General features: G+C 65.1%; 17 protein-coding genes. 8 read left to right on the forward strand and 9 right to left on the reverse strand.

Features of this window, described 5'->3' with window-relative positions; all coding sequences use genetic code 11:
• Positions 1-76 precede the first annotated feature (76 nt).
• Together AB0C38_RS09960 and AB0C38_RS09965 are read left to right on the forward strand one after the other, a co-directional pair.
• A complete protein-coding gene (locus tag AB0C38_RS09960) occupies positions 77-1,045 on the forward strand; it encodes an alpha/beta hydrolase (RefSeq protein WP_360669454.1) in 969 nt (322 codons plus the stop codon).
• The gene (locus AB0C38_RS09965; protein ID WP_360669457.1) at positions 1,042-1,704 is read left to right on the forward strand and encodes an epimerase; all 663 of its coding nucleotides are present in this window, start codon (positions 1,042-1,044) and stop codon (positions 1,702-1,704) included. Before AB0C38_RS09960 ends, AB0C38_RS09965 begins: the two co-directional genes overlap by 4 nt.
• Positions 1,705-2,144: 440 nt before the next feature.
• On the opposite strand, the gene AB0C38_RS09970 is transcribed toward AB0C38_RS09965, so the two are convergent.
• A complete protein-coding gene (locus tag AB0C38_RS09970; RefSeq protein WP_360669460.1) occupies positions 2,145-2,894 on the reverse strand; it encodes an SDR family oxidoreductase in 750 nt (249 codons plus the stop codon).
• An 82-nt stretch (positions 2,895-2,976) separates the two neighbouring features.
• Between AB0C38_RS09970 and AB0C38_RS09975 the strand changes: the two genes are divergently transcribed.
• On the forward strand, positions 2,977-3,576 hold the full coding sequence (locus tag AB0C38_RS09975; protein ID WP_360669463.1) for a TetR/AcrR family transcriptional regulator: 600 nt from the start codon (positions 2,977-2,979) through the stop codon (positions 3,574-3,576).
• On the opposite strand, the gene AB0C38_RS09980 is transcribed toward AB0C38_RS09975, so the two are convergent.
• On the reverse strand, positions 3,566-4,528 hold the full coding sequence (locus AB0C38_RS09980; RefSeq protein ID WP_360669466.1) for a zinc-binding dehydrogenase: 963 nt from the start codon (positions 4,526-4,528) through the stop codon (positions 3,566-3,568). The two genes, AB0C38_RS09975 and AB0C38_RS09980, sit on opposite strands and share 11 nt — an antisense overlap.
• A gap of 205 nt (positions 4,529-4,733) precedes the next feature.
• Here AB0C38_RS09980 and AB0C38_RS09985 point away from each other — a divergent pair, with 205 nt between their 5' ends.
• The 3 genes from AB0C38_RS09985 (at position 4,734) to AB0C38_RS09995 (ending at position 8,057) form a co-directional block, all read left to right on the forward strand.
• The gene (locus tag AB0C38_RS09985) at positions 4,734-5,393 is read left to right on the forward strand and encodes a hypothetical protein (RefSeq protein ID WP_360669469.1); all 660 of its coding nucleotides are present in this window, start codon (positions 4,734-4,736) and stop codon (positions 5,391-5,393) included.
• Positions 5,394-5,508: 115 nt separating this feature from the next.
• Complete coding sequence (locus AB0C38_RS09990; protein ID WP_360669472.1) at positions 5,509-6,237, forward strand: DUF2637 domain-containing protein; 729 nt, start codon at positions 5,509-5,511, stop codon at positions 6,235-6,237.
• 389 nt (positions 6,238-6,626) lie between these two features.
• Positions 6,627-8,057 carry a hypothetical protein gene (locus AB0C38_RS09995; protein ID WP_360669475.1) on the forward strand — a complete coding sequence of 477 codons (1,431 nt, stop codon included), beginning with the start codon at positions 6,627-6,629 and terminating at the stop codon, positions 8,055-8,057.
• A 123-nt stretch (positions 8,058-8,180) separates the two neighbouring features.
• Here the strand turns inward: AB0C38_RS09995 and AB0C38_RS10000 are convergent, their stop codons facing one another.
• Entirely contained in the window at positions 8,181-9,305 is a 1,125-nt protein-coding gene (locus tag AB0C38_RS10000) for a hypothetical protein (protein ID WP_360669478.1), read from the reverse strand.
• A gap of 529 nt (positions 9,306-9,834) precedes the next feature.
• Between AB0C38_RS10000 and AB0C38_RS10005 the strand changes: the two genes are divergently transcribed.
• Together AB0C38_RS10005 and AB0C38_RS10010 are read left to right on the forward strand one after the other, a co-directional pair.
• Positions 9,835-10,092 carry an STAS domain-containing protein gene (locus AB0C38_RS10005; protein ID WP_360669481.1) on the forward strand — a complete coding sequence of 86 codons (258 nt, stop codon included), beginning with the start codon at positions 9,835-9,837 and terminating at the stop codon, positions 10,090-10,092.
• Between the two features lie 791 nt (positions 10,093-10,883).
• Positions 10,884-13,136, forward strand: coding sequence for a restriction endonuclease (locus AB0C38_RS10010; protein WP_360669484.1), 2,253 nt, complete (start codon positions 10,884-10,886; stop codon positions 13,134-13,136).
• A 481-nt stretch (positions 13,137-13,617) separates the two neighbouring features.
• On the opposite strand, the gene AB0C38_RS10015 is transcribed toward AB0C38_RS10010, so the two are convergent.
• From AB0C38_RS10015 to AB0C38_RS10040, 6 genes are all read right to left on the reverse strand, one after another.
• Positions 13,618-16,035 (reverse strand): AAA family ATPase, encoded by a 2,418-nt coding sequence (locus AB0C38_RS10015; protein WP_360669487.1) that lies wholly within the window; start codon positions 16,033-16,035, stop codon positions 13,618-13,620.
• A gap of 300 nt (positions 16,036-16,335) precedes the next feature.
• Positions 16,336-17,127, reverse strand: a complete 792-nt coding sequence (locus AB0C38_RS10020; RefSeq protein ID WP_360669490.1) for a hypothetical protein — start codon at positions 17,125-17,127, stop codon at positions 16,336-16,338.
• 729 nt (positions 17,128-17,856) lie between these two features.
• Positions 17,857-18,066, reverse strand: coding sequence for a hypothetical protein (locus AB0C38_RS10025; RefSeq protein WP_360669493.1), 210 nt, complete (start codon positions 18,064-18,066; stop codon positions 17,857-17,859).
• 158 nt (positions 18,067-18,224) lie between these two features.
• The gene (locus AB0C38_RS10030) at positions 18,225-18,860 is read right to left on the reverse strand and encodes a hypothetical protein (RefSeq protein ID WP_360669495.1); all 636 of its coding nucleotides are present in this window, start codon (positions 18,858-18,860) and stop codon (positions 18,225-18,227) included.
• Positions 18,857-19,918 carry a hypothetical protein gene (locus tag AB0C38_RS10035; protein ID WP_360669498.1) on the reverse strand — a complete coding sequence of 354 codons (1,062 nt, stop codon included), beginning with the start codon at positions 19,916-19,918 and terminating at the stop codon, positions 18,857-18,859. Before AB0C38_RS10035 ends, AB0C38_RS10030 begins: the two co-directional genes overlap by 4 nt.
• On the reverse strand, positions 19,915-20,724 hold the full coding sequence (locus AB0C38_RS10040) for a GAF domain-containing protein (RefSeq protein ID WP_360669502.1): 810 nt from the start codon (positions 20,722-20,724) through the stop codon (positions 19,915-19,917). The genes AB0C38_RS10035 and AB0C38_RS10040 overlap by 4 nt, the downstream gene beginning before the upstream one ends.
• Positions 20,725-20,831 lie beyond the last annotated feature (107 nt).

A 20,831-nucleotide genomic window follows, 5' to 3' on the forward strand; every position in this document is an offset into this window, starting at 1 on the left:
GGTGGTCGTCCTGGAACCAAGGTAGCGTGTTCATTAGCCGATTGGCTAATGAACTCTCGTGAGCGAGGAGCGCCGGATGGCGGGGAGAGTGCTGAAGTGGGGTGGGGTCGCGGTCGCGACGCTGGTCGTGGCGCTGGCGGCGACCTACGTCATCGCGGGGGCGACGCGGGAGACGCTCGGCGAGCCCGCGCGCGCGGAACTGCTACGCGACGGGAAGGCCGAGCGCTTCGTGCCGACGTCGCAAGGGGTGCTGAACGTTCGCCTTTCGGGGCCTGAGAAGGGGCCCGTCGTCCTGCTCGTGCACGGCGGCGCGGTCGGCGGCCAAGGCTTCGCCGCGTGGCGGAAACCCTTGGCGGAAGCGGGGTTCCGGGTCGTGGTGCCCGATCTACTCGGCTACGGCTATTCGGAGCGCCCGGATGTGCCGTACACGCGGGAGTTCTACACGCGCCAGCTGCGTGAGCTGCTGGACGGCCTCGGGATGACCGCCCCGGTCCACGTCGTCGGTGCATCGCTGGGCGGGGCGATCGCGACCGCGTTCACCGCGGCCCATCCCGAACGGGTGGCCTCGCTCGCGCTCATGGCACCGAGCGGCGGCGGGCGATCCGCCGTCGTCGCGCCGGTGCTGACGTGGCCGGTGGTCGGCGACTGGATCTTCCGCGTCGCCGGGCCGTCGCAAGTGCGGAGCATGATCGCCGACGCCTATCCGCCCGGTCCCGCGCGCGACGAGATGGTGGCCTGGATGGCCGAGCAGACTCGCTTCGGCGGGATCGCCGAAGGCATCCTCAACACCGTCCGCAACTACGACTCGACCTGGCAGCCGGACGTCTACCAGGCGGTCGGGCGCTCCGGGATCCCGGTCCTCGCCGCCTGGGGCACCGCGGACGCCGTCAACTCGTACGCGCAGTCGGCGCAAGTCGGACAGTGGATCCCCCAGCTGGAGCTGGTCACTCTGCCGGATCGGGGACACGCCATCACCTACGGGCAGGCGGCCGCGGTCCTCGATCGGGTCGTCCCGTTCCTGCGCGGGACGGCGGTCCGGTCGTGAACGTCGTCCTGCTCGGCGCGACCGGACTGGTGGGCCACGGCGTGCTGCACGAGTGCCTGCGCGACCACGCGGTGAAGCGGGTGACCGCGATCTGCCGCCGCCCGCCGGAGATCACCCATCCGAAGCTCGAAGTCGTTTTGCACGACGACTTCGCCGACCTCGAGCCGGCCACGGCGCACCTCGACCAGGTCGACGCCTGCTTCTTCTGCGTCGGCGTCCCGTCCGCCGGGCTCGGCGAGGCGGAGTACGCGGCGGTGACTGTCGGCTACGCGGTCGCGGCCGCCGACGCGCTCCTGCCGCTCGACAACGAGCTGACCTACGTCTACGTGTCCGGTGCGAGCGCTTCGCGCGACTCACGTCTCATGTGGGCCAGGGTGAAGGCGCGCGCGGAGGACGCCTTGCTGGCGTATCCGTTCCATACCTACGTGTTCCGCCCGGGCTACATCAAGCCGATGTACGGGGCCCGCCCCCGCGAGCGCGCCGCGCGGATGATCCACGCGGCCACGTCCTGGCTCTATCCACTACTCAAAAGGGTGCTGCCGGACCGGACGACGTCGACCGGAGCCATCGGACAGGCGATGCTGGCGGTGTCGCGAATGGACGGTACCGGGCCGCGGACGCTCACCAGCGGCGACATCAACCGGCTCGCCAGGAAGTAGTGCTGGTCTGAGTTCGTCGGCCGTGCGGATGACGAACTGGGGGAGGACATCATGACGGAAACGGTGCTGGTGACCGGCTGAGTGGCCGGCTGGTGCATCGCGGACCTGCTCGGCCACGGCCACGGCCACCGCCGACGGGGGTCACCGACGAGACACTGTGGACGGACCTGTTCCCGTCGAAGCTGCTGGCCTACCGGTCCAAGACCGCGGCCGAGCTGGCGGCCTGGTCACAACGCGCATCCTCCGCGGGCAGATGTTCGCCCGACGTGGGGCACCATCCCCTGCTGGCCGATGGCGTCGGACTCGGCGGCCGGTCCTTTCACAACCGCGGGCGGGGCCGGCAGTGTCACCGGCGGGTCGGGGGACGCGCCGTCACCAGCCTGCCCGGTGTGGGGGCGTGCCTCGTCCGACGCGGAAGCCCACGCGGACGAGGCACGTCTTCACGCCGCGAGCCCTCCGTCGATGTTGAAGGTCGCGCCCGTGATGTAGCCGGCTTCCGGACCGGCCAGGAAGGCGACCAGCGCGGCGACCTCCTCGGTCGTGCCGTAGCGGCCGAGCGCGCCGCGGGCCTTGAGCAGGTCGGCGAGCTCACCCTCGTCGGGGTTCATGTCGGTGGTGATCGGGCCCGGCTGGACCACGTTGACGGTGATCCCTCGCGCCCCCAAGTCGCGGGCGGCGCCCTTGGAGTAGACGGTGACGGCCGCCTTGGTCGCGGAGTACTCGGCGAACCCGGGGAACATGATCGAGCCGGTGGCGGTGGAGGTGGAGATGTTGATGATCCGCCCGTGGTCGGCCATGACCGCCGCGGCGGAGCGGACGGCGTTGCGCACGCCTCGGTAGTTGATGTCGATCTGCCGGTCGGAGGTCTCCAGGTCGAGACCGCCGGGCCCGACCGGGCCGGTGTGGGTGACGCCGGCGCTGTTCACGAGGACGTCGAGCCGGCCCAGTTCTCCGGTGACCTGCCGGACGGCGGCGTCGACCGCGGCCGGGTCGGCCTGGTCCGCCCGCAGGACCAGGGCCTGGCGACCGAGACCGGTGATCTCCTTGGCGACGGTGTTGGCCGCCTCCTCGGCCGCGGTGTAGGTGATGGCGACATCGGCGCCCTCACGGGCGAGTCGGAGTGCGATGGCGGCACCGATGCCGCGTGATCCGCCGGTGATGAGGGCGACCTTGTTGTCGAGATTTCCCATGTCCTGCTTCCTGTCGTCGGTTTTGTACCGAGCGGTATCGAATCATGATGGCATGTTCTGTACCGCGAGGTATAGTTGGGGTATGGCAAGGCCACGCGAGTTCGATGTCGACGCCGCTCTCGACCGGGCGGTCGACGTGTTCTGGGAACACGGCTATGAGGGCGCGTCACTGGCGCAGCTGACCGAGGCGATGGGCATCAACAAGCCCTCGATGTACGCCGCATTCGGCGACAAGCGTCAGCTGTTCGAGAAGGCGGTGCAGCGCTACATCTCCGTCGGCCCCGCCTGGGAGATGGAAGCTTTCACGCTGCCCACGGCGCGCGAGGCCGTCACAACCTTCTTGCACCGCACCGTCGACGTGGTCTCGAGCGACGACCATCCGCACGGCTGCCTTGTCGTGCAGGGCATCGGCAAGTGCTCGCCGGACAACCGCCCGATGCGCGACTACGTCGCCCAGCAGCGCGCCAACGTCATCGAACTCATCCGTGAGCGCTTCGAGCGAGCTGTGGCCGAAGGGGATCCGACGATGAACTCCGACCCGGAGACGCTGGCGCTGTACGCCGCCAGCCTCAGTGAAGGAATCGCGGTAAGGGCCAACGACGGCGTCCCGGCCGAGAAGCTGCACCGCATGGTGGACCTCGCGATCCAGGGGGTGTTCGTCCAGCCGGTCGCTACGGGATGAGAACCGGAGCCGGGCCCGCGGAGCGCGACTCGACATCACGATGCGCCCGCACCACGTCCGCGAGGGGATACCTGCGGACCTCGCGTACGCCGAACACGCCGTTGCGCAGCGCGCCGAAAAGCTCGTCGGCGGCGCCGAGCAGGACCTCACGGCTGGGCAGATGATCCCCAGTCGAGGATCGGGTGACGTGCACGCCCGCCGCCTTGACCCTGAGCAGGGAAGTGTCGATCTCCCCTGATGCGCTGCCCGCCAGGTCGAGTCGGCCACCCGGTTTCAGCACGCCCGCCACTTCGTCGAACACGGCCTGTCCGACCAGGTCGTAGACGATGTCCACAGGCTGCGCCTCCTGGGCCACCAGCCGGGCCAGATCGCCCGTGCCCGCCACGGCGATGTTCTCCAGTCCCCGGGATTTGACCGTCGCGACCTGCTCGGGGCGAGCCACCACGGCGATGACCTTCGCGCCGAGATGCGACGCCCAGGAGGCCAGCAGCGAACCGACGCCACCCGTGACTCCGGTGACCACGGCCAGAGTTCCCGGCCCGACGGGGTGGACACGCCGCACCCGCGCCCACGCGGTGAGCCCCTTGGCCAGCACGGACGCGGCGACGTCGGACGGAACGTCGTCGGGAATGGGAATGAGCTGCGACTCCGCGATCAGCCGGATCTCCCGGTAGGCACCGGGTGCGAAGTAGTAGCCGACACGCTCGCCCGGTGATACCGAGGTGACGCCCGGCCCGACGGCGTCCACCGTCCCGGCCGCCTCGACGCCGATCACGGCAGGCAGGGGCCGGACCGGAAACGTTCCGTTCCGGAAGTACGTGTCGACGTAGTTCAGGCCGATGGCCTCCTGTCGGAGCCGGACCTGGCCAGGTCCCGGGGCTCCGATGTCTTCGCTCTCCAGTTGCAGGACCTCCGCCTCGCCCTGGCGGTACATGCGCACAACGTCACTCACGGCTTCGACTCCTCGCCATCCGAATGGAACCTTCCAGGTTATGTACCTGACGGTATAGAACTCGACTGCCTAGTTCTGTACCGAGAGGTAAAGATCACAGTTCTCGACCGCCGCTCCGCTCGGCCGAGGTTGCGATCCGCGCCGAAGTCGATGCCACCGTCAATCGGCCACCAGTCCGGCGGCGCCGTCGTCGAGTCCGGCACCGATGGGCACTCACGACCTCGAACCGTCCACTCTGGACGGTCCCGCCTTGGGCGACTCACTGCGGGCGTCGCTGACCCGAAACGTGGCCCTGCCCAACCCGGAGACCGCCGACGCCATCGTGCTCTGGATCGCCGCCACGCACGCCCAACCCGCGTGGGCGCACGCGCCTCGCCTGGTGGTCCGCGCCCCAGAGAAGTCGCGGCTGCTCGACCTCGTCGAGGCCACCTGCCACACCCCGTTCATCACCGTCAACAGCTCGCCGGCCGCCGTCTACCGGTCCATGTCCGAGGACCCACTCACCTTGCTGGTCGACGAGGCGGACACGATCTTCGGGCCCAGAGCCGAGGGCAACGAGGACTTGCGCGGGCTGCTCAACGCCGGGCACCAGCGCAACCGGCCGGCGAAGGTGAGGAATCTGCTGTCCGAAGTGGAGGCACAACGGATCTCGTCCGGGCCGATGCTCGTGGCGTTCGTTGCTGTCATGTACTACGCGGCTCTCCGCCCGGAAGAGGCAGCTCACAGCCGGATCGAAAGGCTCTCGACTGGAGGGGGAGCGCGGGGGCGCGTGGGGGTGGAGGGCCGTAGACGGCCGGACACCGCCGGACCGAACGAGATCAGCCCCCGACCGGACAACGCCTGGTCAGGGGCTGGTTTCTGCTGATCGACATGAGTGCCCCCGGCGCGGCTCGATCCAGAACCCAACGGCTCGAGAAGGCCTGTGAGCTGCAGTTTTCCGGTGTAGTCGATGTTGAGCGGCGTCGGCGAGGCGGTGCCTCATGACCTCGTCGAAGGCCAGGCAGGGGTCGTGGTCGCTGGGCGTGCAGTGCGTTTGCACCGGCGTCGTGGCGGTGCTGGCGGCTTACGCGTCATACCGGCATGGTCGCGAGTTCGCGCTCCGTTTCGGTGCAGACGGCTCCACTGCCTCGATTTGGCCGTTGATCGTCGACGGACTGCTCACGACGGCGACGGTCGAGCTGTGGCGGCCGAGCCATGGTGGCGGTCGGTGGGCCGCGTGGGTGGCGTTCGGGTTCGGGATCTCGTTGTCGTTGTGCGCGAACATTGGGTCGGTGCCGCGGTTGACGGTGTTTTCGGTGGTGATCGCGGCTTGCCCTCCGCTTGCTCTTTTGCTGGCTGTGGAGTTGTTGAACCGGGCGTTGAAGCGCCACCGCGGAGATAGTCGAGAGTTGGTGTCCGAGCGCGTGGACGCGTTGGGCGAGCCTGCCGTCCCGGCGATGGACCTCGCTTTCTCCGATGTTCCGGAAGTGTTTTCATCGCATGTGGAGAAGTCGGCTGAGCAGCAGATGTGGTCGTTCTACCTTGAGGAGCAAGCCGCGGGGCGGACTCCGACTGGAGCGGATCTTGATCGTGTCGCCGGTACGAACAACTACGGCCGCCGGGTCCTGCGGCGCTGGCGCGTGACTGGCCGGGGTCCGGACGGTGCGATGGCGCCGCCGGCCCTGGCAGCGTCGGAGCGACCGCACCGGGTGCCGGCTGCTGTCGAGTGAAGCACCGACGTGCTTGAATCAACGTTCATCCGTCCGTGAGCTCTCGTCTCCAGTGAGTGCGATCTGCTTCGTGAGCGAAGACTGCAGCGGTTGTGTTGAGTGTACGACCCCCACGTTTCGCGAACTCAGTGCTCGGCAACGAACGGTGCGAGCACGTCGTGCAGTTCGTCGGCCGGCCGCAGGCAGTGTGACCGTCGCCTCGGCGGTGCGGTTCAGTCCGGTCCAAGCCGAGCATCGCCTCTAGTGCGGCCTCGTCGTGGCTGTCGTGGGTGTACCGCTGCAGGACTTGGACGGCGAGGCTGCGCTCGTCCGGCGTCGGTTCGGCTAGGATGACCCGCTCAGTACACGAAGGACGGCGCACGCACGCCACGTTTCAAGAGGAACGCAAGATGAGCCAGAAGACCGCACTCAGCCTCAAATTCGCGCCGGACGACTACTTGGTTACCTGGCGGCTGCCGTCGACGAAAGGCGGGACTTTCGCCGCCCATGGAGCGCTGACGGTCGCGGCGGGCCAGCCGCCGATGGGCGTAGCCCACGGTGAGTTTTATCATGTCCTTGAGACAATGACCGGCGGCGGTTTCGGCTTCCCGCAGAGCGTGGAGGTGCCGGCCCTTATTGGAAGTATGTCGAACGGTGCAAATGTCGTGCTTGTCGACGCCCGCGTGGAGTATTGGCTTCCCAATCAGGCGAGGATAACTGCAGCTGCGGCTGTTATCACGCTCGCGGACGTAAGCGATACGGAAGAAGCACGGTTTGCGTCGTTTAAGATCCAAATCAGCGGGCTGGACGCCGTAACGGGCGTCTCGCCCATTCGGCGCACGAACTTCCCGGAGAAGGGTGCTGCCGGGACATGGTCTGCCGAACTGCGTTCGGACTTCGAGCAGGAGTGGTGCGATGCGGAAGCCAGTATGACACTGACGTATTACGGATCGTTTAGATCATTTGACCCGTTTGCTTTCAGGATGGGATTTAGTCCAGTTTTGGAATGCGAGTTGTTGAATGCCGTATCATTGCATCGGTTGCTGGACGAGTGGATCAACCCACTGCGGCGTGTCATCTCTGTCGCGACAGGTCGATCTGAGACTATCACCTTTCTCAGCGTTTGCTCGAAAATCGAAAGTGACCGAGGGCGGGATGGCCAACTGTTCGGCTCGGGCATTACTCAGGATCCATATGAGTCTACGCAAGAGGGTGTCATAAAAGTCAACTCGCCACTTAGGTTGAAGACTCAGGAAATATCCCTTCTCGATTTGGTTCGCACCTGGCAGGGGCTTATGGTGGCGCACCATCCTCTGATTGAAACCTACGGATCAATGTTGCACACCGCTGATCAGCATCCACGATCGCGGTTCCTGTTGCTGCTGCAAGCCATCGAAGGTACGTACGGGCATGAAACCAGGGAATCATTTACTAGGCGACAAAAGAAGCATGATGATCTTCGAGGTGAAATTATCGGCTTGGTAAGGGAATCCTTGGATGGGGGGCAGTTGAAGTTCCTGGAGCGAAATCTCGGTAAGCGACCGCCTGGTGGCCTTGAGAATGCTATCAATTGGCTGGCCAAGAGGCTTCCGGGAGACGTAAGGAAGACTCTCGAGTCGACCGATCTGGTCGCCGCTGTCAAGGCGGAACCCGTCAAGGCAAGGAATTCAGCGGATGCATTGCGTATAATTCGGAATAACTTGGCGCACGGAACTAAGGGTTACGACGATTTTGAGCTTCGTGGGGTAGTTCGGGTTCTAGAATTGATAGTGCGAGCCAATGCTCTCCAGTTGCTTGGATGTCCGGAAGCGGTAATCTGCCGCGTCCTGGAGGCGTCTTGATTCACGCTGATTCCGTCAACGGAAGGCCTGCAACCCGCGCGGTGTGGTGCGATGCTGTCGCTCGCGATGCGTCGCGCCAACGATGGTCGTTCGCTCGGCAACGGCTGCGGTAGTCTATCGCGCCTACCGGCCGGTTGATTTCCAGCAACCCAGAAGGTCGGCGACGCGACTGGTGACCGAGGTGACATCGCGGTCAAATTGATCCCAGTTGTTTCCAGGGTACACGGCCTCGATGATCCCGAACATGGGGAGCGAAAGATCGAGGTGGAGGGTTGGATCGCTCATCTCGTAATGCATGCACCGATTTCGCACTTGGCGGCCTTCGGATGAGAGCAAGCGCAGGGTTGGTGAGTCTCCCAAGAGAATCTGAATACCTCGCATCCCCTCGGTATTCGTATCCGGGTATCGTGCCAGAACTCGCTTAAGGGTGGTCAAGGAATGATACAGAGTGATGGTGCGTGCTCGGAAGCCAGCCTGTTCGTGGTTTACCGTAGTGCGCGGCAGGACTGTCCGTGCTGTGTTCAGGTCGCCTTCGATCAGGAGTAGCAGCGTCTTGAGGGAGTTCGGGAACTTCGATTCGAAACGACGACGGAAGTATCTGGAGACGCGTCGGTCCCGGTAGTTGATTTCGAATCCGCCACTGAGGTCGATAGTGGCGGTTGGTCTGCTGGTGTTCAATGCGGCTACCCCAAGCACTGCCATGGTCGCTCCCCACTCTTCAGACACTGCTCGGAGGTCTTCGCCGGAGATCGTGCTCACGTTCGTGATGTCGAGTCCGAGCCTGTAGGCCGTTGGTGCAGTCGCTCCGATTAGCCGATCCTGGTGGAGGAAAAGGCCGATATCGCTTTGAAGCCAGCGCGTCCATCGGAACGTGTTGCCGGTAAGCCGGTTATGATGATCTTCGAGTATCTTCTCAAGTTCGCTGAGGACGTCGTCGTCGCTCTTCTGAGTGTCGTCGAGCAACTTGGTGGCATGCCGCGCTCTGGCGGTGATCGCGGCGTACTGCTCGTTCAACAGGGCGGCGAGTTCAGGTATGCCTACGTGTGGTCTCGGGGAGCGGAGGGCGATCGCACCTTCATAGGCGATGCGGACGAAGTGGTGACCCAGCAGCAGGGGGAAGTACGCCGCGTTGTCGCCGCCTGTTTCCCGCCCCGAGAGGACGACGTCCATGGCCCATCGGGCATCTTCTTCGAGCATCTGGCGCGCCGCATTGCCCCGGAGCTCTGCTGATGAGTCGTCATTGGACATGATCGCGACAGTACTGGTCGAGACCGCATGGGGCGGAAGTTTGGGAGACCTCGGCGCTCGGCGTGGCGCGGGTCGTGGTGGTAGCCCAGGCTGGTGTGGTCGGCGGCGTGAACGGACCGAGTCCAGTATTTCCCGACTGGGTGAGCGCGTGAAGATGCCGCGGGAGCTATCCAGGGCCGAAGTGCTTGGTCATCGCACTTATCGAGCACGGTGTCTGGAGGTACGAGCACCTCGCGTTCGCCGGTTACTTGTCCATCCACGGCCGCTTGGACGACGTGATCGTCCGCGGCGGCTTATAGATCGAGCCGGCCGAAGTCTGCGGAGCGCTGCTTTGAACATCCGGCGATCCGGGATGTGGCGGTCGTCGCGGCCCCGGATAACCGGCTCGGCCGGGTCCCACTGGCGGGCGTCGAGCTGGCAACGGGCGCCACGGTCACGGAGAAGGAAGCTGCACGACTGGACGCGAGCCCTGCTGTCGCCGGGCAAGGTGCCCACCCGCATTCGGATCTTGGGGGCGCAACTTCGGAACGTGAGCATAGCCTTCGCACCGGCGCCTCGGCTGCGGATCGACGGCCTGATCGACGCGGCCACGGTGGAGGAATTCGACAGCGAAGTCCGGACTGCGGGCTCCACGGGCGGGCGGTCGCTGGCGGTGGATCTCGCTGGAGTGACCCATCTGGCCAGTGCGGGTGTCGCCGCCCTGCACCGGCTGACGGCGTTGCACCGCGACAACGGCACCACGCCGCGTCGGTACGCCCCGCCGGCACAGCGGCCGATGTCATCATGACGCTGGTCTTGCTGTCTCACGAAACCGAAGACCCCGACTACCTGGCGTTTGAGACCCAACGGCCCCTTGCGCGACGGCGAGGTGTCAGCCGGCTTCGTCGGTGACACCGTGCGGTGTTCCGACGTTGCGTGATCGAATCATGAGATCTGACGTGTCGCCCACAGGGCTGGGCGACTGCCAGGCAACTCGGTAACCAGGGGGGACTGCGTCGATGCCTCTTTGGCCAGCGATGGCCCGGCGCACATCCTCGATCACAATCGTCACTTTCGGCAGGTTCGTCGCCGACGGAGGTCACGGTGCCCACTCGCCCGGACCGTCAGTCGCGACGGCGACATCGATCCGCACCGGCGGGACCGGCAGGCCGGCGACTGCCGGTCCCGCCGGGCCGGGGGCACCACCGGGAGCCGTCCCTGCCACTACTTCGCAGCCGCATTTTGGCTCATGGACGGCGGGGCACACCGAGATTGGCGGCAACAAGCATGGTTCACCGACCTTCGCCGACACGAAGGCTGTGTCGGCGAGACGGCGGCCAGTCCGTTTCGATGAGGCCGCCACGGCGTCGCGCAAGGTCTTCGACACGTCAATCGACTCCGCCCCGCCCGGCGGGTGTTGGTGGTGGCTGGCAAGCCCACCGCGGAACAACGCCCACTACGCGGTCACTAATGCATTCACCAACGGAGACGCGCCCGGCGACCCGAACGGACCGACGGCCTTCGACCCGTCGGTGTCCGTTTGCTGACCGGCCTGTCACTGAATGAGTGACACGATCGTGGAACGGTAAGCTCGGGGACGTGGATGCTTTCGACCTCGGCCGGCTCACCGATCTCGACTTCGAGGAGGTCTGCAAGGATCTTTTCGAAGTCGTTCTCGGGTTCCCGCTGGAGATTTTCGCTCGAGGGCGGGACGCCGGGATCGACTTGCGCCACGTGGCGCCTGCCACCGGCGAGACGACGGTCATCCAGTGCAAGCACTGGATCAAGTCGGATCGTCAAGCATTGATCAGGTACCTGAGGAAAACCGAGCTGCCCAAGGTCGAGCGGCTCGCACCGAAGCGCTACCTCGTGGCCACAACCGTCGATTTGACCGTAGAGGCGAAACGTGAGATCGCCGAGATATTCCACGGCTTCGTCCAGTCTCCCGGGGATATCTACGGCGCCCGGGAGATCGTGGCCCTGCTGCGGGAGCACCCTCGGATCGTCAGCCGGCATATCCGGCTCTGGCTGGCGGGCAGCGCGGTCCTCGGCTCGTTGCTGAACCGCGACGTCCTTCAGCGGTCCCGTGCGCTCGCGGGCGACATCGACGAGAGCCTGCGCCGCTTCGTGCCGCACCCCGGTTACGACCAGGCTCGCGCGCTGCTGGACGAGCGGCACAGCTGCCTCATCGTCGGCCCGCCGGGGACCGGCAAGACGACGGTCGCCCACGTGCTGCTCGCCGACCACCAGGCCGAGGGCTTCACGATGATCGAGGCCACCAACCGGCTTGGCGACATCGATCGCGTGTGGGTCGACGAAGAGAAGCAGATCTTCTTCGTCGACGACTTCGTTGGCCAGACCACCTTGGACGGTGACGCAGCCCGCGTGGCGAACCAGGAACTGCCACGCCTGCTTCGCATGGTCCAGAAGTCGCCGGACAAACGCTTGGTGCTCATCTCCCGCAACTACCTCCTCACGCAGGCGCGGGAACATCACGAACGTCTCGACGGCCGCGCGTTGGACTCGTACGAATACACCCTCAACACCCAGGGGATGACTGCGGAGGTCCGGGCGGAGATCCTCTACAACCACCTCTACTTTTCCCGGCTCGGCCCCCGACAGCGGGCACGCCTGGCCGAACCAGAGGTCTACCGGTCGATCATCGGCCACCGCAACTACAGTCCGCGACTTCTGGAGCATGCCCTGGCCGAACTGGCCGCGATGCCGAAAATAGCAGGCGAAGACGCGGCGGACGTTGTCCTGGGCAACCTGGACAACCCCACGCGTCTGTGGGAGCGGTTGGTCGAAAAGGTGCTCGACGCCGACTGCCTCGCCGTGGTTCTCGTTCTCTACACGGCGAACCGGTCGGCGGATCACGACCGCCTTCGTGACGCGTGGCGAGCCCACCTCGGGCACGCGGCGGACTCCGATAGCGAGCGGCGCTTCCGTCGCTCGCTGAAGCGGCTGGAGCCGCTGATGGTGACTCTCGAAGACGACGACGACCGGCGCCGGGTGCGGTTTAGCAACCCGTCGGTCGTCGACTTTCTCCACGGCCACTTGGCCAAGCGCTCCGAACTCGCCGGCATCGTGATCGACGCGGCCGTATTCCAGGACCAGCTTCTCACCCTCTGGTCCGCGGCGACCTTCTGGCGGCGGTCGGCGCTGCTTGCCACGGTGACCGCCCAGGCCGCGCGTCTTCGCGACGCCGTAATGCGGACTCGCCAGCGCGAGCACATGCTCGGGGAACGCCGGTACGACCACGAAGCAGCCGCGACGGGGTTCGTCGTCGCGCTGGGGGAGCTGGTCGAATCGCCGGAGCTCGTCGCGTTGGGTGCGGAGCTGCTCGAGGAGATCGTGGACGACCCGATTTCGAGTGCCAGCGGGCTCCATGAGCTGGCACTCGCCGTGGCACGGACCCGAATCCCGGACTGGCGGCACTTCACGGCCGCATTGGCTGACCTGGCCTACGACGGTGCGCGCCACAACGTGTATACCTGGGATGACATCGACATGCTCGAATCGGCGGTCGACGGTCTCCGGGGCCTGAGCCCCCAGGCCAGCTCGGCGGGCGACGAGGAAGTCCTGAACCAGAAACTGGGGCTGGCCACGCGCGAGCTGGAAAAGTGGACGGATGAGGGGTACGAGCCCGACATCGCCCCGTCGACCCTCGAGCAGATCCTGGACTTCATGAAGTCCGAGCCGCACGACCTCGATGCCGAGTGTGCGTTGGTGCGTGCCTACCTGGAGTGCGCGGCCACAAAGCGACTCGAGCCGAGTACGCGACTGCCCAGGAGCCCCTCGCGCCGGTCGCATCGGATCGAAGCGATGTTCTCGGGACTTCGGCAACACTAGGCCGCGCGGCTCAGAACCAGGTCTTCGGGTGGGGCCGATTGCCCTGGGCGACGAGATCGGATCGCTCGTCCGGGTCGGACACAACCCTGGCCAGTTGGTGGTAGGCGTTTCCAGCTCCCGGCGCAGCCGGCGCTCGTCGAACCCCGGGTCTTGCTCCTCAGCGCCGTGCTCGCGAGCTCAGGCCAGCTTCGCCTCCATCAGGTCGACCGAGAGCAGCGCCTCGTGGATCAGGTCGCCGTGCAGCTGCTTGAGCCGTTCGGTCGCGTCGACCAAGTCGGCCTTTTCGAGCACCTGGGGTCCAGGCTGGCCCGGATCGCCGCGACCGGGGCATCGCGTGCGCACCCGACTCTGGCGGCACAGCGTCGAGCGCGCTGACATAGTCGTTGTGGGTTCGCCACACGCGGCTGTAGAGCTCCGCTGTGCTGACGCATGAGGTCATGACTTCCGAGCGTGGGGCGCGGTACCTGGTCCCTCGTCTGGGTCATCTGGCGCTCGAGTCGGGAACCGAGGACTTGCGCACCCCTTTGTAAGCCAAGGACCGAACCGCTTTCAGCAGGCCCTCGAAGTCGCCGACCTGGCCGCGAGGATCCTCGGCAAGATCGAATCTCTGCGCCCAGGTGCTCAGCTCGGCGCGTACGTCTTCGGCTTCGCTGCTGTTGTCGAGCTGGCTCTGGATCTCCTCGATGAGCCAGAGCACGTCTTCACGCCGCGCCGCTGTGGGGCGAGTCCGTGTGAAGTCACGCTTGATCCGGTTGATGCGACTTGAGATTTTTTCAACGGCTTCGAGCCTTTCGGCCTGCCGTTGCTTCACTGCCAGAACTCTGAGTAGCAAAGCAAAGTTTTCGTGAGCTGCCTGCAAGACTGCTTCCGGTATCGAGGCTTTGGTGTTGATTCCCAGGAGAACGTCGACGACGGCTCGAGCGAACGCCACCTTGTCGAGGTGGAACCGCTCGTCGCCACTCAGATTCGCGATGGCCTGCTGCAGGTACTTCAGCAGCCCCTTATTTCTGGTTGGAAGACTCGGGGCATCAGTGTCTACCGTGGATGGCCAAACGGCGCTTCCGGTTATCGCCAGGTCGGAGACGTCGATCGCAGGAACGAACTCACGGCAGTAGGCGTCGGCCGCCGCGAGGGCGATCTCGAACGGAACGATATCTTCGATCCCCGATATTCCCATGGGGTTCGAGGTCGTCAGGTCGATCAGCTCGTCTCTGCCGAGCTGCAAAACAAGGTCCTTCTCGATCAGTTGGGCCTTGTAGACGCCGCTGTTCTGAAGGGCGACGCGAGCTTCGTCTCCGTCCTTGTCGTTGTCCAGCAGCACGATGACCGGGGGTTTTTCGACGTCGCGGCCGCGTGCGAGGTAAACCAGATAGGGGATGTGAGGCGTGCCTCCTGCAGGAACGAGGGTGATCTTGTTCAGGTCGAGACGGTTTCGCCCGGCAACACCTCGACGTCCCAGCCATCGTGATGCGCCGGCCAGGAGTACTTGGTCGGACGGTCCTTCGACCATCAGGTTGCAGTTGCCGATGAACGTGGTCTCGGCGACGAAGCTGCCGAAGGCCGACCGGAGCGGCTCGTAGTGGTTCGCTGAAGCGTTCGTCACGACGCGAGTACCTTCGTCGTACTCGCCCTTGTCCAGAACTCGGATCCGGTCGGCCTCGTTCTTGTCGATGAGGAAGGGGGAGTGGGTCACGTACACGACCTGAACCGGAGGCTTGCCTGGGTCCTTGGGGTCGGCGAAGTCCTCGAAGACACGGAGTAGGTCCTGCTGCCCGGACGAGGAGAGGAATCGGTCCGGCTCGTCCATCAAGAGTATCTCGGGAACTCCTTCTTCCTGTGGGTCGTGAGCGAGGTATTGGACGAAGTAGCTGAGGAAGTACTTCAGGCCGTCGCTTCGTTCGTCGAACCCGTAGGTGCGGCCGGTTCGGTCGCGGATCATGAAGACTAGGTCGTACTCATACAGAGAGACGAACAGCTCGAACCGGGAATCCTGGGACCACCAGTGCGGGAAGTCGAGTGCCTTGGCGAGTTCGGCGTTGATGGTGTCGACGATGCTGTTGGCGTAGCCGTTCTTGGTTTTCACCGCCGTTTGCAGCTCGGCGAACAGGGACTGGTCCAGGCCCGCCACCTTCACAAGAAGATCCGAGGCCAGGTTGTACGCCTCGATCTCCTTGGCGGTCGCTTCGCGGAGTGGGCGGAACGCCGCCGAGATGTCGCCGGCTCGCTCGGTGACGGTTGTCGCGTCGTTGAACCACGCTCGGTTTTCCCGCAATGCATCCCACACGTTGCGGAGCAGTTCGCGGCCCAGCGCTGAAACCGGCTTCTTGTCGACCATGTAGGCAAGGGGGACGCTGTCGGGAAGAGGTACTTCGGCGTCGATCTCGAACGGGATGGGCACGCCGAGTTCCTGCAGCCTCGCTGGCTTCTTGATGTGAAACGGTTCGGACCAAGTGCTGCCTTGCCGGACGTAGATGCGGTGTTGTGGTGTGTGGTTCATCCGGAACACCGCGACGCGTTCGACGGACTCGAGGTCATGCTGCCCTGTCATCTGCGCGATGATCTTCGAGTCTTCGTCGGAGACCTCCGTGAACACGCAACCGAATTCCGGTTGAACTAGTTCCTTGCTGACGCCGAAGAACTTCGAGTAGCGACAGAAGTCGCTTCGGTCGTATCCCCGGCCCGTGAGGGCGGCGCGAATCGCCTTGAGAACCTGGGTCTTGCCGGACTCGTTGCCTCCGACGACCGTCGTGATGTCGGAGCGCAGACGAACGCGGACGAACGGGTAGTCGCCCTCGGAGGTCCCGTCCCACGGATCAGGCGCGTATTCTTCACCCGAGGCCCGGATGAAGTCATAGTTCAGGGATCGGTAGAAACGTGCGTAAACTGCGTGCAGCCTCATCGTGCTCCTTACCGAAGCCCCTTGCGTGACCGCATCGGAGCGATCGCCCGGCCGAATCGGCCTTGTCTACCGGTCAAAGCCATGATCGGTAGGAAAGAGGCGAGCGTTACGGTCCAGGTGACGCTTCGCCGGTTCTACCATGGCCGGATGAGCCTGACCCAGGGATTGCAGTCCCCTCGGACGCCGTTACGGCGGTTCTTGGGCCGAGAACTGTCTGCGGGCACGCGGCCGTTGCGGGCCGATCGTGATGCCCGGCGCCGGTGTGGGCTTCGAGGCCGGCGCGGTGGGCATCGCGATCGATCAGCGGCTGCGGCTGGCCTTCACCGCGGCCGGACCGGTCGACGCCGCGACCGCGCTCGGTGTCGCTTTGTGCGCCGGCCCGGACGTTGATAAAGCAGCCGGTCGAGCCACGGAACTTCGGCGTCGGTTGCGCCGCCGGGCCCGGAGCCCGCGTGTCGCGCTGGCCGAGGTGGGACAGGAGTTGATCGCCGCGTTGGCGCGGACGGTCGAAGAGTTGCGGTTGGACAAACGTGGTACACCGTTTCGGCGGGCCGATGATTCCGAAGAGCGGTTGGCGCGAATGTTGTTGGCGGCTGCCTGGTACGCCGTCCAGTGCCGCGCTCCCATCACCTTCGGTGACACGCCCCTGTGCCAAGCAGCCGTCTCGGATCCTCGAGGGTTTGACCAGGCCGCGAAGCGACGGCGCACCTCGGCACATCCGTCGAGCAGGGCTTCCACCGTGTCGCCGTCCCACACGTGGAAACCGGCTAGGCCGAGCTGCCGCTGGTAGTCCGTCAAGATCGCGTGCACCCGGTCGACACCGCCCGAACCTGGCACGGCCGACAAGCGCACATTGGTCGCGAGCAGGTAGTAGGCCGGGACGCGGGTCTCGCGGGTGCCGTCGACCCATGGGGTCAGCTCTTCGTGGATCTGCCGGATCACCCAGGACGCATCCCCCTCCGGGTTCCCGGTCCGGCTCTTGTGCTTGACCTGTAGGACGCCGTACCCGCGCCACCGCTCACCGTGGGAGATCACCGGCACCGGCCCGTCGAACACGGCTTCGCGTCCACCGTCGCGACCCGCGCCGAACACGGCGACACCCGGTCCGAACTCGCCACGCACAGAGCCTGGAGCATCCGTTCGAACACCTGAGGCCCGCACGAGTCGAGGTCATAAGTCACCGCTCGATTCTCCCAGGCGCTGTGGCGCGGATCACCGGGACCGCCCCCCCCGAGCCGCCGACCGAGCCAAGGCTCGCCGACGTCCCTGGCCATCAGGGTGAGCACCTTGACTTATCCGCAGACCCGGGCGTGATCGAACTGCACTTCCACGGCCGGGATCAGGCCCTCCCACAGTGCCCGCAGGATATCCTGCGGGCCCGGTTCGGCAGGGTCGCGAGGTCGACGGCGCCCCGGTAGGCGTCCACCATGTTCCTCAGCAGTTTCTAGGTCTCCTGGTCGGTGACGATGTCGGACAGGAAGGACAGCACCCAGTCGCACAGCCCGAACGAGGCCGACCAGCTGTACTCGTCGGAAACGAAGATGTCGTTCGCCATCAGTCACCCACTGTGAAGACGTTGGGACCCAGGTCTTTGATCAACGCCTTGACGGTAGCGATCTGCGCGGGTGTGAAGTACGCGACGTCCACCGGCACGACGCGGCCTTGACCAGGTTCGACCGGATCTAGCGCTGCAGGGTGAGCCGCTGCTGGTCGAAGAACTGCCCGGAGACCCCGCCGACGGCGTCGTACGACTGGTGATACTGGTCGAACCAGTCTTCGCTCGTGCTGGTCGAGCGGGTGAGCCGAACCCTCGTGCGGCTTCTATGCGAAGTGCGGTTTCGTCTCCGACTTCTGGAACGTATTGGTGGCGCTGTCGAAGCCGAGCGTTCGGCGGCGGACCAGCTCGGCCAGCGTGGCCAGCAGCTCGTCAGCGGTCGTGGCATTCCCGGCGTTGAGGACACCCGGCCGCAACTCGCCGACCAGCGGGTTGCCCGTTGTTGAGGCATTGCCGTTCTTCCTCGCACCGACCATGCCTCGGCCTGGCCAGCACGGCCAGTCCAGTCAGGACTGGCCGCGCTGGCCTCGAGAAGTACCTGTAGACGAAGCACGTCTGGGCGCAGAGTAGGTCCCGGCCTCGGTAGGAAGGCGGGATCACCGGGCAAGACGGCGTGCCGCCTTCCGCGCGGTCCTCACACGGCGACGTCGGATCGATACTGCGCCGGAAGAATGCCGACTTCCGACTTGTCACCGCTCACGACGAAAAGCGCCAGCGCGAAGCACTTCTGCCAGTCGGCCGCCTCCGCCAGGTCCACGGTATCGGCCACCCAGCTCCGGCACTCCCGCTTCTGTTCCTCGGAGTACATGTAGTCGGTTTCGATGGTGTAGATCGCCTCTTGGACGAGTTCCGCCAACGTGTTGTTCTTCACGAGGGCTCGCGCCTCGACTCTCCGAGCACGTTTCGCCTCGACATTGATCCTTCGGTACATCGCGCGCTGAAAATGATCATAGAGCATTTCGAAACCGACAGGAAACTCTTGCTCGTTGATCTTCAACGTGGTGAACTTCTGTCGGGCGAGGCTCGCATAGCCCAGGCCGGCGATCAGCGCCGCCAGCACCGCCCCCCACTCTCCGACCTCGGTGAAAGTGGTGAGGAAGTAGAGGACTCCGATGGAAAAGATCCCGTTGACTGCGGCGAAGAACCAGGCGAAAACCTGCATCTTGACCCGCCTGCGCCGTAACTTTGGCACGAAGAACGACTTGTCGACCTCGAGATACGAGAGGAACAGACTGATACCGGCCGTCAGACCGCAGGAAATGCCGTTCACCGACGCCGCCCCTCGTCATCGAGCAGCGTCTGCACCAGCGCCGAAGCTTCTTCGGCGGACAAGCCACTCCGCTCTGACCGCGGTAGACTCGCCACGTCGCGCGGAACAGCTCGTACCGGCGGTTTCATAGGCCGCCGCTCAAGACTCCTCACCAGCTTCCGGCCTTTTCGGGTGAGAGAGATGCCTGGAGTGTCGTCCCGGTCGACGACGTCGCGAACCAACCCCCGGCCGCGCAGGCCCCGGACGACGCCGTCCAGGGTGCCGAGATCCAGAAGCGTGTCGGCGCTCAGCTCTTCCAAGGTGGTCAAATCCGTGGAGACGCAGAGCATCGTCGACAATTCGCGATAGCTCAGATTCAGCGCGAGCGACTGCTCGCGCACGCCCTCCTCGGCGCGACCTTCGTCTTGGACCAAGAAGACACGACGAGGCAGGTTTTCGGAGCGGCTGCGCACCCGATGCCCGACCGCAACGGCCCGCCCGGGTGTCACCGGACTGGACCCCAGGATCGAGAGCGCTTCGATGGTGATCGCCAGGCAGGCGACGATACCGACGACGACGGCGGCGGCAGTGCCCGGGATCTTCGTCACGTAGAGAACGGGAACAGTTACTCCGCAGAAGACGACCAGGATGACAATCGTGGCCAGCCGGGCAGTGGACGGCAGCCGCGATTTGACGACCGAGTCGATTTGCCGCGTCGCCTCCTCCTCGGCTTTGCGGTGCACGCCTTCGAGAAAAACCGACGCTGAAAGTCGATCGTCCAGGAAGGCGATGCCATCCGCATACATGCTCGGAATCCACATCGGTTTCGGACGATCGTCCGAGACGTGAACCGGCCGCGGCACCGCGAAGACCGTGTGCCTCAGCTCATTGGATACCTGCTCGAACTGCTCCTTGTCGTGAGTGTAGAGGAGTTCCTCCGCCGCCAGGTGACCGTCGAGGAACTTGCGACCAGACGAACTGATCAACGGCCTCCGGACCGGCGGCAGTGGTCGCCGGCCGGTCCGCCGGATGGCGATCGAGCGCGTTGGCTGCACGTGGTGCTCAGAATGCGGAATCATCGGCCCCCCTGGGATGACGACGGCTCGATGATCTCGGTGGCCTCGCCCATTTCCTCGCCGTCGAGTTGGGCGAGCCCCGCGGACAGCAACCCGCTCATCAGCTGGACATACCCGACATCGACGGTGGTAAGTGAGTTCCCGATGTCCGAGTCCACGGCCAGGATCCCGAACACTCGGCCCGACGTCCGTACCGGAGAAACGATCAGCGACTTGTAGGTCCTGGTTTCGTCCAAAGCGAAGTTCGCCGGCGGCGCCGCGACGAGATCGGGAACGAGCAGACTGTCGCGGTCGCGAACAAGACTGAAGATGTTCTTGTCCGACTTCGACCCGGTATCACTGAACTCGTGCCGACGCGGGTTCGTTCTCCCGACGGTGTAGACGAGCTCCAGCCTTTCGTCGCCCGAGAGGCGATAATAGCTGGCCCGGACCTTCGGTCGCGCGCTCGTGGTTCGCCCGCACTGGGATTGAGCGATCTCGACGACCTTCTTCAGCAATCTTCGCGCTTGCGCCGATTTCTCGTCGACGCTGCTCGACAGCTCTCCGAGTGCAAAGACAAGTGGCTGGCCAGCCCGCGACAACGCGGTCGCCAAATCGGCACGCGCCGATATCGCGGCGTCGGTCGCACGGTCGGCAAGCCGGGCATTCGCGATGGCCAGAAAGGCCGAGCACACCGAGGCGAGGACCGCTCCGAACACGGCAAGAACTTCGACCCGCACGGACTGGCTCGCGCCGACGAACCCTCCGGACAGGGCGGCGAGGAACGGCAGGAGAACCGGGAGCACATACCTCGCCAGAGCGCGGTTCATCGCGTCACCAGCCCCGGGGCCCCGGCCTGGTGGTCGCTGCCGCGGTTCCTTGATTCGTTGATCACGGGCTGTTCCGACACTGCTCGCCTCCTTGCAACGCATCGTAG

Source organism: Amycolatopsis sp. NPDC048633 (assembly GCF_040650695.1).
In the GTDB taxonomy this organism is placed as follows: domain Bacteria; phylum Actinomycetota; class Actinomycetes; order Mycobacteriales; family Pseudonocardiaceae; genus Amycolatopsis.

Excerpts from the sequence above, each read along its gene's own strand:
- AB0C38_RS09960 (WP_360669454.1), top strand. The coding sequence starts at position 77 with ATGGCGGGGAGAGTGCTGAAGTGGGGTGGGGTCGCGGTCGCGACGCTG.
- AB0C38_RS09970 (WP_360669460.1), bottom strand. The coding sequence starts at position 2,894 with ATGGGAAATCTCGACAACAAGGTCGCCCTCATCACCGGCGGATCACGC.
- AB0C38_RS09975 (WP_360669463.1), top strand. The coding sequence starts at position 2,977 with ATGGCAAGGCCACGCGAGTTCGATGTCGACGCCGCTCTCGACCGGGCG.
- AB0C38_RS09985 (WP_360669469.1), top strand. The coding sequence starts at position 4,734 with ATGGGCACTCACGACCTCGAACCGTCCACTCTGGACGGTCCCGCCTTG.
- AB0C38_RS09990 (WP_360669472.1), top strand. The coding sequence starts at position 5,509 with ATGACCTCGTCGAAGGCCAGGCAGGGGTCGTGGTCGCTGGGCGTGCAG.
- AB0C38_RS09995 (WP_360669475.1), top strand. The coding sequence starts at position 6,627 with ATGAGCCAGAAGACCGCACTCAGCCTCAAATTCGCGCCGGACGACTAC.
- AB0C38_RS10000 (WP_360669478.1), bottom strand. The coding sequence starts at position 9,305 with ATGTCCAATGACGACTCATCAGCAGAGCTCCGGGGCAATGCGGCGCGC.
- AB0C38_RS10015 (WP_360669487.1), bottom strand. The coding sequence starts at position 16,035 with ATGAGGCTGCACGCAGTTTACGCACGTTTCTACCGATCCCTGAACTAT.
- AB0C38_RS10025 (WP_360669493.1), bottom strand. The coding sequence starts at position 18,066 with ATGGTCGGTGCGAGGAAGAACGGCAATGCCTCAACAACGGGCAACCCG.
- AB0C38_RS10035 (WP_360669498.1), bottom strand. The coding sequence starts at position 19,918 with ATGATTCCGCATTCTGAGCACCACGTGCAGCCAACGCGCTCGATCGCC.
- AB0C38_RS10040 (WP_360669502.1), bottom strand. The coding sequence starts at position 20,724 with ATGAACCGCGCTCTGGCGAGGTATGTGCTCCCGGTTCTCCTGCCGTTC.